The sequence below is a fragment of the Citrobacter sp. 21OH12SH02A-Citro genome (assembly GCF_027919895.1).
Taxonomy (GTDB): Bacteria; Pseudomonadota; Gammaproteobacteria; order Enterobacterales; family Enterobacteriaceae; genus Citrobacter; species Citrobacter braakii.
The window spans coordinates 3,141,315-3,154,159 of sequence record NZ_CP114801.1; the positions used below are offsets into that span (position 1 = coordinate 3,141,315).

A 12,845-nucleotide genomic window follows, 5' to 3' on the forward strand; every position below is an offset into this window, starting at 1 on the left:
GCGGGGCCGGATGAATAGCTTATTTTAAATCCGCATCATCAAAGCTAAATCCGGTATCCGGCATGATCCAGAACCCGGTCAATCTGGTGTTGTGCGCCGAAATCAGTTGTTCCACTACCAGTGGGATCCACGGCGACTCTTTCCAGATAATATCCTGCGCATCCTTGTACAGCTTCGCTTTCTGGGCCGGATCGTTGGTTTGCAACGCTGCCGCTAAATCACTGTCCACCTGCTTATTGCTGTAGAACGCCGTATTAAACAGCGTTGGCGGCCAGTTTTGAGATGCAAACAGCGGTGACAGCGCCCAGTCTGCTTCACCCGTAGAGGCAGACCAGCCGGTGTAGAACATGCGTACCCCGCTCTCTTTCTGCGCTTTACCTTCGACTTGCGCCGCGCGCTGACCGGCATCCATCGCCGTCACCTGAGCCTTAACGCCCACCTGAGCCAGTTGCTGCTGGGTAAATTGCAGCACTTTTTGCGCGGTACTATGGTTATGAGAAGACCATAGCGTGGTGGTAAAACCGTTCGGATAACCCGCTTCTTTCAGCAGTTCGCGCGCTTTTGCCGGGTCGTATGGCCATGGCGTATAGCTTTGCGCATAGGCGATCGACGGTGGGAGAACGCCGGTTGCTGGCGTCGCGTAACCGGCAAACGCCACTTTCACCAGCGCCTGACGGTTGATGGCATAATTCAGCGCTTCACGCACCTTCGGGTTATCGAACGGTTTTTGCGTGACGTTCATGCTGATGTAACGCTGCATAATAGACGGACTGGCCACCAGTTCCAGGTTTTTATTCTTCGCCAGTAGCGCCGCCTGCTCGTAAGGGATCGGGAAGGCAAACTGCGCTTCCCCGGTCTGCAGCATTGCCGCACGCGTGTTGTTGTCGGTCACCGGACGCCAGGTAATCGTATCCAGCTTTGGCAGCCCTTGCTGCCAGTAACCCGCGAACTTCTTAACCTTTACAAAATCCGTCTGATTCCAGGTCTCAAGCTGATAGGGCCCGGTCCCCACGGGATGGAAACCGATCTCCTTGCCGTATTTCTCCAGCGCGGCGGGAGAGATCATCGCCGTAGCCGGGTGCGCCAGAATATTGATAAATGCAGAGAACGGCTGCTTCAGCGTTATCTTCACCGTCGACGGATCGACGACCTCGGTTTTATCGATATTCTTATACAGGTTGTAGCGTTTCAGATGGTTTTCCGGGTTGCTGGCCCGGTCGAGGTTAGCTTTAACCGCATCGGCGTTGAAGTCGGTGCCGTCCTGAAACTTCACACCCTGTCGCAGCTTAAGGGTATAAGTCAGGCCATCATCAGAAACCGTATAACTCTCCGCCAGTACATTTTTCAGCTTCATCTCTTTATCAAGGCCAAACAGCCCCTGGTAAAAGGACTTCGCTACCGCCTGCGACAACGTGTCGTTTGCGTCGTAGGGATCGAGGGTGGTGAAATTGGATCCTACCGCCACTACTACATCTTTGGCGGCCCAGCCAGGTGTGACGGCCAGCGCAGAGGCCACTCCCACAGCAACCAGCCATTTTCGAGCAACAATTTTTGTCATGTTATTCTCCTTAAACCCTGCCTGCCTGTTATAAACGCGAAAGCGCATTTTCTGGTTGCCCACGCGCAACATAATGCCCCGGGCCAACTTGCTGGAGTGAAACGGGGGAAATCTCTTCACCGCGTTTGCGGATATTACTGGGGATATCATCCGACAGCAGCACGCGCTGGGGCCGGTGATGTGAGGGATCGGCGACCGGGACTGCCGCCATCAGTTTGCGGGTGTACGGATGCTGCGGATTTTCAAACACCGCGCGTCGGGTGCCGATCTCGACGATTTGCCCAAGGTACATCACCGCCACCCGATGACTGATCCGCTCCACCACCGCCATATCGTGGGAAATAAACAGGTACGCAATCCCCATTTCTCGTTGGAGGTCGAGCAACAGGTTGATAATTTGCCCGCGAATTGAGACATCCAGCGCCGAAACTGACTCATCGGCAATAATCACCTTGGGATTGAGCGCCAGCGCCCGGGCAATACAGATCCGCTGACGCTGCCCACCGGAAAACTCATGCGGATAGCGCCAGGCATGCTCAGGGAGCAATCCTACGCGTTCCAGCAGCCATGCAACCCGTTTTGCCGCCGCATCGCCTTGCAGTAGCCCATGCACCCGCAGCGGTTCTAAAATGGAATATCCCACGGTCTGACGCGGATCGAGCGAAGCATAGGGGTCCTGAAAGATAAATTGAATATCCCGACGCAGCGGCTGTAGCTTACTGGCGGCCAGGGTATCGATACGCTGTCCGTTGAAAACAATCTCCCCGCGTTGAGACTCGACCAGACGTAGCAGCGCCCGACCGGTGGTGGATTTCCCGCAGCCTGACTCCCCCACCAGCGAGAGCGTCTCTCCGGGCCACAGGTCAAAGCTGACGTTTTCCACCGCATGCACCTCGCGGGTCACCCGATTAAGAATGCCGCTGCGCAGCGGAAAACGCGTCACCAGATTACGTACCTGCAAAATAGGCTCGCCTTCAACCACGGTATCCTGTTCAGTCTGTGGTTCTACATGACTGGGATCGTGTAACGAAATGAGAGGAAACCGGCGCGGGTACGCTTGTCCGGTCATCGCCCCAAGCTGCGGCACGGCTGCCAGCAGCGCTTTGGTGTAAGGATGCTGGGGAGCGTGAAAAATCTGCTCAACGCTGCCGGTTTCTACCGCCTCGCCCTGATACATCACCAGCACGCGATCGGCAATATCCGCCACGACGCCCATATCGTGGGTAATAAAGATCACTCCCATCGACATATCCTGCTGCAACACTTTTATCAGTTGCAGGATCTGTGCCTGAATAGTGACATCCAGCGCGGTAGTCGGTTCATCGGCAATTAAAACCGCAGGGCGACACGATAGCGCCATGGCGATCATTACCCGCTGGCGCATGCCGCCAGAAAGCTGGTGCGGATAGCGCGATAAAATAGCCTTCGCCTCGGGGATACGCACCTGGTCGAGCATCCGTTTCGCTTCCACCATCGCCTCTTCGTGGCTGGCCCCCTGATGCAAACGGATTGACTCAGCAATCTGCTCACCCACGGTAAATACCGGATTAAGCGATGTCATGGGCTCCTGGAAGATCATGGCGATATCCGCGCCACGCACGTGACGCATCCGCGACGCGCTCTGTTCACCCAGCTCAATAACCTGTCGGTTACGGCGTCGAAGGAGCATTTCATCGCAGCTCACCTCGCCGCCTGACTGTTCAATCAAACGCATCAGCGACAAGGCTGTTACCGACTTTCCTGAACCGGATTCGCCCACTATCGCCAGCGTTTCACCACGCTTCAGACGAAATGACAGATTACGCACCGCACTGATGCGCTGCTGCTCCTGCTCAAAGGCAATGTTCAGGTTGCTGACTGCCAGCACGTCGCTGGCGTCAAGCTCATCACTGTGTGGCAACGGTATCTCCTTTTTCCCGATAAATACCGGTGGTTGGCGTATCGCCTGCATATCCCCAGGCACGGTACATGCCTTCGCTGTTAAACGGCAAGGCGACGTTGCCCTCGTGATCGACGGCAATTAAACCGCCGCTACCGCCGAGCGCCGGTAATTTTTCCATTACTACGCGTTCGCACGCCTCCGATAAACTCAGGCCGCCATAGTCCATCAACGCCGCAATGTCATAGGCCGCCAGCGCACGAATAAAGACTTCACCGGTTCCGGTGCAGGAAACGGCCACACTTGCGTTATTGGCATAACAGCCAGCGCCGACCAGCGGACTGTCACCTACCCGACCCGGTAATTTGTTGGTCATCCCGCCGGTCGATGTTGCCGCCGCCAGATTGCCAAACATATCCAGCGCGACCGCACCCACAGTACCCATTTTGTTGTTTTCATCCAGCGGGGTCGCGCTATGATCCAGCACCGTTTCACCCGCCGATTGCGCTGCCAGCAGTTGAGCGTAGCGTTCTGGCGTCGAGAAAATATCCGCCGAAACGCGCTCCATACCCTGCGCAATGGCAAAGTTTTCAGCCCCTTCACCTATCATCATGACGTGGGGACTGTGCTCCATCACCAGGCGAGCCGCGAGAATTGGGTTGCGCAGATGGCTAACCCCGGCGACGGCTCCCGCGTTTAGCGTATTACCGTCCATCACACAGGCGTCCAGTTCATGGGTTTCATCACGGGTATACACCGCGCCAATTCCGGCATTAAACAACGGACACTCTTCCAACAAACGCACGGCTTCGGTGACCACATCCAGTGCGCTACGACCGTCTTCAAGCATCCGCTGGCCGGTTTCAACGATATCCGACAGCGCCTGTATATAACGCAATTCTTGCTCCTGGCTCAGTAGCGCGCGGGTGATAGCCCCTGCGCCGCCGTGAATTGCAATGACTGCTTTACCCATTTTATTCGTCCATTAGGTGGCGGGTACCGGGGGGTTATAAATATCAGAATTTCGGTGACTTATTGATTCGATTTTTGAATATAGAAAGATGCAGACGTCATGTAAAGGTAAAGGCTCGCACCTCACACCCCGTCTCATCAGGCCATTCAGATGTGTTTAACGGAAAGGAGATCTCTCGACGTTGGTGCTAAATTATTCAAGCCGATCGGTAATCTGTTTTTTTGCATAAAACACAAAGCGTTCTACAAACGGCATACACGCTGCCCAGTTATGTTTGGTTAACCCCAGATATTCGGCACGCGCCGCTTGCAGCAAATCAGCATGCTCAGCGGGTAATTGCGGCAGAAGCCAGGATGCGGCCTCATCTTTAGCGACAATATTACCCGTAACCACGCTATACCAGATACGTGCCAGAGCAAGGATGATATTACGCTCGTCCCCCTCTAAATCAGCCGGTTTCTGCCACATCTCAAGGATATGCCGAAATGTTTGCAATACATCGCTAAACGGAATGACGTTAAATAACGTCTCAGCCGGTTCACCGAACAGCGGTACGCTGGCGCGCCGGGCCTGGGTCAGCAGAATAGAAAGATCAGCATCCACCATTGCCGGTTCAAACACGCCAGCACGAATATCATCACGCAACCATTCGCCAAACTGCATTTCTCTCGCCGGTGGGAATCGCCACGGCACGATCTGCGAGTGCAGAACCACGGTCACTTCCAGCGCACGATATGGCCCGGAGGTGCCGGGAGGCGCTGAAATGGTCAGCAAATCCTGCATCAGTTTTTTTCTTTGTCGGGCATTTATTGGTTCACGCAGGGTGACCAATAAATCAATGTCGCTTTGGGGTTTTAAGCCGCCTTCAACCGCAGAGCCATACAAATGAAGGGCAATGAGATTCCCCGCGAAAATCTGGCGGATGCACGCACTGGCGGCCTCCACCTGTCGTCGAATTGCGTCTGGAATAATATTAGCCATTTAGCCCCCAGGGAAAAATGAGCGGAAATATTGAGTCTATACTGCATTCTTCTTGCAGCGCTATCCCTGGCACAAAACCTTTACCAGATCTGATTCTAAGCCTGAGGTAGCATACTGCCCGCGTCCATTTTCTGACATAATGAGCAGATTCGATTTTGCCCCGCAGGAGTCTTCTCATGGAATTTACCGCCGGACTGATGCCGCTTGAAACGGCTCTCTCTCAGATGCTTTCGCGTATTACCCCGCTCACCGCCGTCGAAACGCTGCCGCTGGTTCAATGCTTTGGCCGTATTCTGGCCACCGACGTTGTCTCCCCCATTGATGTACCGGGATTCGATAACTCAGCAATGGATGGCTATGCGGTACGATTAGCCGATTTACAATCTGATCAGCCGCTTGCTGTGGCGGGTAAAGCCTTTGCCGGTCAGCCTTTCCATGGCGAGTGGCCTGCGGGAACCTGCATCCGTATTATGACCGGCGCCCCAGTGCCTGCTGGTTGTGAAGCGGTGGTGATGCAGGAGCAAACGGAACAAACTGAGGACGGGGTGCGTTTTACCGCCGAAGTCCGCCGCGGGCAAAATATTCGTCTGCGCGGTGAAGATATTGCAAACGGCGCGGTGGTGTTTCCCGCCGGGACTCGGCTGACAACCGCCGAGCTTCCCGTTCTGGCTTCGCTCGGTGTTGCCGATGCTCCCGTTGTACGCAAAGTCCGCGTGGCGCTGTTCTCTACCGGTGATGAACTGCAGTTACCAGGTCAGCCGCTGGGAGACGGGCAGATTTATGACACTAACCGTCTGACCGTTCACCTGATGCTGCAACAGTTGGGCTGCGAAGTGATCAACCTGGGGATTATTCGCGACGATCCCAACGCGCTGCGTGCCGCGTTTATCGAAGCCGACAGCCAGGCCGATGTCGTCATCAGCTCCGGCGGCGTTTCAGTAGGCGAAGCGGATTACACTAAAACTATTCTGGAAGAGCTGGGAGAAATTGCCTTCTGGAAGCTGGCCATCAAACCGGGCAAACCGTTCGCGTTTGGCAAACTGAGCAACAGCTGGTTTTGCGGTCTGCCGGGTAATCCAGTGTCTGCGGCCCTCACCTTTTATCAACTGGTACAACCGCTCCTGGCGAAACTCAGCGGCAACACCGCCTGTGGACTGCCGCCTCGCCAGCGCGTGCGCACCGCCTCACGCCTGAAGAAAACACCTGGCCGTCTGGATTTTCAGCGCGGCGTATTGCAGCGTACCGCTGAAGGCGAACTGGAAGTCACCACGACCGGGCACCAGGGCTCGCATATTTTTAGCTCTTTTAGCCAGGGTAACTGTTTTATCGTGCTGGAGCGCGATCGCGGTAACGTCGAAGCCGGCGAATGGGTTGAGGTCGAGCCGTTTAACGCACTGTTTGGAGGCCTGTAATGGCAGAACTCAGCGACCAGGAGATGATGCGCTATAACCGGCAAATCATTCTGCGCGGCTTCGATTTCGAAGGTCAGGAAGCGCTCAAGGACGCGCGGGTACTGGTCGTTGGTGTGGGGGGACTGGGATGCGCAGCAACTCAGTACCTTGCAGGCGCTGGCGTCGGGCATTTAACCTTGCTCGACTTTGACACAGTCTCCGTGTCGAACCTCCAGCGCCAGACGCTGCACAGCGATGCGACCGTTGGACAGCCAAAAGTGCTATCCGCCCGCGACGCACTGGCGCGGATTAACCCTTATATCGCCATTACGCCGGTGAATGCCCTGCTGGACGAGAGCGAGATTCACACGCTTATTACCGAACACGATTTGGTGCTGGACTGTACGGATAATGTCAGCATCCGCAATCAGTTGAATGCCGGATGCTTCGCCGCCAGGATTCCGCTGGTTTCCGGTGCGGCAATTCGCATGGAAGGACAAATTACCGTATTTACCTACCAGGAAGGAGAGCCCTGCTACCGTTGCCTGAGCCGTCTGTTCGGTGAAAACGCCCTGACCTGCGTAGAGGCCGGAGTGATGGCCCCGCTGATCGGCGTGATCGGCTCGTTACAGGCGATGGAAGCCATTAAGCTGCTGGCTAACTACGGTAAACCGGCTTCAGGAAAAATCGTCATGTACGACGCCATGACCTGCCAGTTTCGCGAAATGAAGCTGATGCGCAATCCCACCTGTGAGGTCTGCGGGAGTTAGCAGAGAAATCGTCGGCACCACACTATTGCCAGAGGGCGATGCTAATGCCTCCAATCAGGCCTACAACAGCGCATTGTGTAGGCCGGAAAAGGTGTCAGCCGCCATCCGGCTAAACAGACTTACAGAGAAGTGCGTCCAAATGCGCTCTGCCAGTCGTGCTCGAACTTCGCTACGGCAGCATCAACGGCCGGAGAGCTAATCATCTGCTGAGCGACATCCAGCGGCAGCGTGATGGACTCGCAGCCTGCCAGCAGGCAATCCAGCGCCTGACGCGGCGTTTTAAAACTGGCGGCCAGTACTTTGGCGTGCGGGGCATGCATTTTCAGTAAGGTCTGCAGATCGGTCACCGTCTGAATGCCGTCCCCCCCCTGCGCATCCACACGGTTAACGTATGGCGCAACGTATTCGGCCCCCGCAAGCGCAGCTAATAGCCCTTGAGCAGCGCCGTATACCGCGGTACCCAACGTCGGGATCCCTTCTTCTTTCAGCAATTTAATGGCCGTCAGACCTTCTGCCGTGACCGGCACTTTGACCACGATATCCGCAATGATTGCCCGCAGCTTACGCGCATCTCTGACCATGCCTTCGGCGGTGGTCGCCATTACCTGAGCAAACAGGCGTCCTTGCCCTCCCATCGCTTCCTGCAGTTGCGGCAGTAACACGTCCAGCGTCTGCTTACCTGCCGCCACAATGCTTGGGTTAGTGGTCACCCCTGCCAGCGGAAAAACCCGCGCCAGAGCTTTTACCGCGTCAACGTCAGACGTATCTAAATAGAGTTCCATAACCTTTCCTCAAACGAATAATTAGCATGAATAAAAGGTAGCACGGCGAAACCTCACGGTTAGTTGACGTACGTCAATATAACTTTCATTCGAAAGTAATTTAATCTTTATACGAAAGACGAGAGGCCGCTTATGATTTTCAATATCCAGCGCTATTCCACACATGATGGTCCCGGTATCCGTACTGTGGTGTTCCTTAAGGGATGCTCACTGGGCTGTCGGTGGTGCCAGAATCCGGAAAGCCGCGCCCGCACGCAGGATCTGCTCTATGACGCACGTTTGTGCCTCGACGGTTGCGATCTCTGTGCTCAGGCTGCACCGAAGGTGATTGAACGCGCGCTGAGCGGATTGCTGATTCATCGCGAAAAACTGACCGATGATGCGCTCACGGCGCTGACCCACTGCTGTCCAACCCAGGCGCTGACCGTCTGCGGAGAGGAAAAAAGCGTGGACGACATCATGGCGACCGTAGTGCGTGATAAACCGTTTTACGATCGCAGCGGCGGGGGCCTCACCCTGTCTGGCGGTGAACCCTTTATGCAGCCAGAACTGGCGGCAGCGCTGCTCAAAGCCAGCCACGATGCAGGTATTCATACAGCGGTTGAAACCTGTCTGCATGTCCCGTGGAAGTATATTGAACCGTCATTACCTGACGTCGACCTGTTCCTGGCCGATTTAAAACATGTCGCCGACGCGCCGTTTAAACAGTGGACCGATGGCAGCGCCTCTCGCGTACTGGAAAATCTGAAAAAACTGGCCGCCGCCGGTAAAAAAATGGTTATCCGCGTCCCCCTGATTCAGGGGTTCAACGCTGACGAAGCCGCTATTCAGGCCATTACCGACTTTGCTGCCGACGAGCTTCACGTCGATGAGATCCATTTTTTGCCCTACCACACGTTGGGCATCAACAAATACCACTTACTCAGTCAACCCTACAACGCACCGGATAAACCGCTTGATGCGCCTGCACTGCTCGAATTTGCCCAGCAGTACGCCAGCCTGAAAGGTTTAACCGCGACCCTACGAGGATAATCGCCATGACCACTCTGAAACTGGACACACTCAGCGAACGTATCAAAGCGCATAAAACGGCCCTGATCCACATCGTGAAGCCGCCGGTTTGTACCGAGCGCGCCCAGCACTATACCGAGATGTATCAACAGCATCTGGATAAACCTATCCCGGTCCGCCGCGCGCTGGCGCTGGCCCATCATCTGGCGGAACGCACCATCTGGATCAAGCATGACGAACTGATCATTGGTAACCAGGCAAGCGAAGTGCGTGCCGCGCCAATCTTCCCGGAATACACCGTGTCGTGGATTGAAAAAGAGATCGATGACCTCGCCGACAGGCCGGGCGCGGGCTTTGCGGTAAGCGAAGAGAACAAACGCGTATTGCACGAGGTGTGTCCATGGTGGCGTGGTCAGACCGTGCAGGATCGCTGCTACGGGATGTTTACGGACGAGCAGAAAGGGCTGCTGGAAACCGGCATTATCAAAGCCGAAGGTAACATGACCTCTGGTGATGCACACCTGGCGGTAAACTTCCCGCTGCTGCTGGAAAAAGGTCTCGACGGCCTGCGCCACAAAGTTGATGAACGTCGTTCCCGCATCAATCTGACATGTCTGGAAGACCTTCATGGCGATCAGTTTCTGAAAGCGATTGATATCGTGCTGGAGGCCGTCAGTCTGCACATTGAGCGCTTTGCCGCGCTGGCACGTAAAATGGCGGCCACGGAAACTCGCGCCAGTCGTCGTGATGAACTGCTGACCATGGCGGACAACTGCGATGTTATCGCCCATGAGCCGCCAAAAACGTTCTGGCAGGCGCTGCAGTTGTGCTATTTCATCCAGTTGATCCTGCAAATTGAATCGAATGGTCACTCAGTGTCGTTTGGTCGCATGGATCAGTACCTCTATCCGTTCTACCGTCGTGACGTAGAACTGAACCAGAGCCTCGATCGTGAGCACGCCATTGAGCTGCTACACAGCTGCTGGCTGAAACTGCTGGAAGTGAACAAAATCCGCTCTGGCTCCCATTCGAAAGCCTCGGCGGGTAGCCCGCTGTATCAAAATGTGACCATTGGTGGCCAAAACCTGGTCAACGGTCAGGCAATGGATGCTGTCAATCCGCTCTCCTACGCCATTCTGGAATCCTGCGGTCGCCTGCGTTCTACTCAGCCAAACCTGAGCGTGCGTTATCATGCAGGGATGAGTAATGATTTCCTGGATGCCTGTGTACAGGTGATCCGCTGCGGCTTCGGGATGCCTGCCTTTAATAACGACGAAATCGTCATACCTGAATTCATTAAGCTTGGCATTGAACCGCAGGACGCCTATGACTATGCGGCCATTGGTTGCATCGAAACCGCCGTTGGCGGCAAATGGGGCTACCGCTGTACCGGTATGAGCTTTATTAACTTTGCCCGCGTGATGCTGGCAGCGCTGGAAGGTGGTCGCGATGCCACCAGCGGTAAAGTATTTCTGCCACAGGAAAAAGCACTCTCGGCTGGTAACTTCAACAATTTCGACGAAGTGATGGACGCCTGGGATGCGCAGATTCGCTACTACACGCGTAAATCTATCGAAATTGAGTATGTTGTCGACACCATGCTGGAAGAGAACGTACACGATATTCTGTGCTCTGCGCTGGTAGATGACTGTATTGAACGCGCGAAAAGCATTAAGCAAGGCGGTGCGAAATACGACTGGGTATCGGGTTTGCAGGTGGGTATTGCCAACCTCGGCAACAGCCTGGCTGCGGTGAAGAAACTGGTCTTTGAACAAGGCGCTATCGGTCAGCAACAGCTGGCCGCCGCGCTGGCCGACGATTTTGACGGTCTGACCCACGAACAATTACGCCAGCGGCTGATCAACGGCGCACCGAAATACGGCAACGATGACGATAGCGTTGATACGCTGCTGGCCCGCGCTTATCAGACCTATATCAATGAGTTGAAACAGTATCATAATCCGCGTTACGGACGTGGCCCGGTTGGCGGCAATTACTACGCGGGTACCTCATCGATCTCCGCAAACGTACCGTTTGGCGCGGCAACGATGGCCACACCGGATGGTCGTAAGGCGCACACTCCGCTGGCAGAAGGCGCAAGCCCGGCTTCCGGAACGGACCATCTCGGCCCAACAGCGGTAATTGGCTCGGTGGGTAAACTGCCGACCGGTTCAATCCTCGGCGGCGTGTTGTTAAACCAGAAGCTGAACCCGGCCACGCTGGAGAATGAATCCGATAAGCAGAAGCTGATGATCCTGCTGCGTACCTTCTTTGAAGAGCACAAAGGCTGGCATATTCAGTACAACATTGTCTCCCGTGAAACGCTGCTGGAAGCCAAAAAGCACCCGGATCAGTATCGTGACCTGGTGGTCCGTGTAGCAGGTTATTCGGCCTTCTTCACCGCGCTGTCTCCAGATGCGCAGGACGATATCATCGCACGTACTGAACATATGCTGTAATCCCCCTTACCCGGCGGCATTTCGCTTGCCGGGTATTCTTCTTTCGAATGAAATAAATTTGTGCTTTAGCTCACATTGTTATTAAAATGTTTCTGGTCGCAGTTATGAGCCAGGAGCAAGTATGACCATCAAAGTTATCGTCACTGATATGGACGGAACTTTTCTCGACGACGCCAAAAAATACGATCATGCACGTTTTATGGCGCAGTATCAGGAACTGAAAAAACGAGATATTGAATTTGTCGTGGCCAGCGGCAATCAGTATTACCAACTGATCTCCTTTTTCCCGGAACTCAAAGATGAGATCTCTTTTGTTGCCGAGAACGGGGCGTTAGTCTTTGAACATGGCAAACAGCTGTTTCACGGTGAGCTGACCCGCCACGAATCCCGCATTGTCATTGGCGAACTGCTCAAAGATACGCATCTCAACTTTGTGGCTTGCGGCCTGCAAAGCGCCTACGTTAGCGAAAATGCCCCCGAGTCCTTTGTCGCATTGATGTCAAAACACTACCATCGCCTGAAACCCGTGAAGGATTATCAGGACATCGATGATGTGCTGTTTAAGTTCTCGCTGAATTTACCGGACCAACAAATCCCATTAGTGATCGATCACCTTCATTCTGCCCTTGACGGTATAATGAAACCCGTCACCAGCGGCTTTGGGTTTATTGACCTGATCATTCCAGGCTTGCATAAAGCCAACGGAATCAGCCGTCTGCTAAAGCGCTGGAACCTATCCCCGCAAAACGTGGTCGCCATTGGCGATAGCGGCAATGACGCAGAAATGCTGAAAATGGCGCGCTACTCTTTCGCCATGGCCAACGCGGCAGAGAGTATCAAATCGATTGCCCGCTATCAGACCGACGACAATAACCATCAGGGCGCGCTGAACGTGATTCAGGCGGTGCTGGATAACACTTCCCCTTTTAATTGCTAATCCTGCCCAACCGGGGTATCCCCTTGCCCCGGTTTCCACGCTTTTTCATGTTTCTCACACCATCAAATTTTAAACTTGCGTTAACTAAATTTTAACTTATATTA

At 54.6% G+C, this 12,845-nt stretch carries 10 protein-coding genes; 5 read left to right on the top strand and 5 right to left on the bottom strand.

Annotated features, from left to right (window positions below; genetic code table 11):
* Nucleotides 1-19: 19 nt before the first annotated feature.
* The 4 genes from gsiB to O6D90_RS15340 form a co-directional block, all read right to left on the bottom strand.
* On the bottom strand, nucleotides 20-1,558 hold the full coding sequence (gsiB, locus tag O6D90_RS15325; RefSeq protein WP_016156083.1) for a glutathione ABC transporter substrate-binding protein GsiB: 1,539 nt from the start codon (nucleotides 1,556-1,558) through the stop codon (nucleotides 20-22).
* Nucleotides 1,559-1,586: 28 nt separating this feature from the next.
* Entirely contained in the window at nucleotides 1,587-3,458 is a 1,872-nt protein-coding gene (gene gsiA / locus O6D90_RS15330) for a glutathione ABC transporter ATP-binding protein GsiA (protein WP_016152389.1), read from the bottom strand.
* Nucleotides 3,445-4,410: a beta-aspartyl-peptidase gene (iaaA, locus tag O6D90_RS15335; RefSeq protein WP_016156081.1), complete on the bottom strand. Its 966-nt coding sequence runs from the start codon at nucleotides 4,408-4,410 to the stop codon at nucleotides 3,445-3,447. The genes gsiA and iaaA overlap by 14 nt, the downstream gene beginning before the upstream one ends.
* Nucleotides 4,411-4,602: 192 nt before the next feature.
* Entirely contained in the window at nucleotides 4,603-5,391 is a 789-nt protein-coding gene (locus O6D90_RS15340) for an aminoglycoside nucleotidyltransferase ANT9 (RefSeq protein WP_016156080.1), read from the bottom strand.
* Between the two features lie 176 nt (nucleotides 5,392-5,567).
* Here O6D90_RS15340 and moeA point away from each other — a divergent pair, with 176 nt between their 5' ends.
* Nucleotides 5,568-6,803 carry a molybdopterin molybdotransferase MoeA gene (gene moeA / locus O6D90_RS15345; RefSeq protein WP_016156079.1) on the top strand — a complete coding sequence of 412 codons (1,236 nt, stop codon included), beginning with the start codon at nucleotides 5,568-5,570 and terminating at the stop codon, nucleotides 6,801-6,803.
* On the top strand, nucleotides 6,803-7,552 hold the full coding sequence (gene moeB / locus O6D90_RS15350; protein ID WP_016156078.1) for a molybdopterin-synthase adenylyltransferase MoeB: 750 nt from the start codon (nucleotides 6,803-6,805) through the stop codon (nucleotides 7,550-7,552). The genes moeA and moeB overlap by 1 nt, the downstream gene beginning before the upstream one ends.
* A 119-nt stretch (nucleotides 7,553-7,671) precedes the next feature.
* Here the strand turns inward: moeB and fsa are convergent, their stop codons facing one another.
* The gene (fsa, locus tag O6D90_RS15355; protein WP_016156077.1) at nucleotides 7,672-8,334 is read right to left on the bottom strand and encodes a fructose-6-phosphate aldolase; all 663 of its coding nucleotides are present in this window, start codon (nucleotides 8,332-8,334) and stop codon (nucleotides 7,672-7,674) included.
* A 132-nt stretch (nucleotides 8,335-8,466) separates the two neighbouring features.
* Between fsa and O6D90_RS15360 the strand changes: the two genes are divergently transcribed.
* The 3 genes from O6D90_RS15360 (at nucleotide 8,467) to O6D90_RS15370 (ending at nucleotide 12,741) form a co-directional block, all read left to right on the top strand.
* The gene (locus tag O6D90_RS15360; protein ID WP_016152383.1) at nucleotides 8,467-9,366 is read left to right on the top strand and encodes a glycyl-radical enzyme activating protein; all 900 of its coding nucleotides are present in this window, start codon (nucleotides 8,467-8,469) and stop codon (nucleotides 9,364-9,366) included.
* 5 nt (nucleotides 9,367-9,371) lie between these two features.
* Nucleotides 9,372-11,804 carry a glycyl radical protein gene (locus tag O6D90_RS15365; RefSeq protein ID WP_016156076.1) on the top strand — a complete coding sequence of 811 codons (2,433 nt, stop codon included), beginning with the start codon at nucleotides 9,372-9,374 and terminating at the stop codon, nucleotides 11,802-11,804.
* Between the two features lie 121 nt (nucleotides 11,805-11,925).
* On the top strand, nucleotides 11,926-12,741 hold the full coding sequence (locus O6D90_RS15370) for a Cof-type HAD-IIB family hydrolase (RefSeq protein WP_016156075.1): 816 nt from the start codon (nucleotides 11,926-11,928) through the stop codon (nucleotides 12,739-12,741).
* The last annotated feature ends 104 nt before the right edge of the window (nucleotides 12,742-12,845 follow it).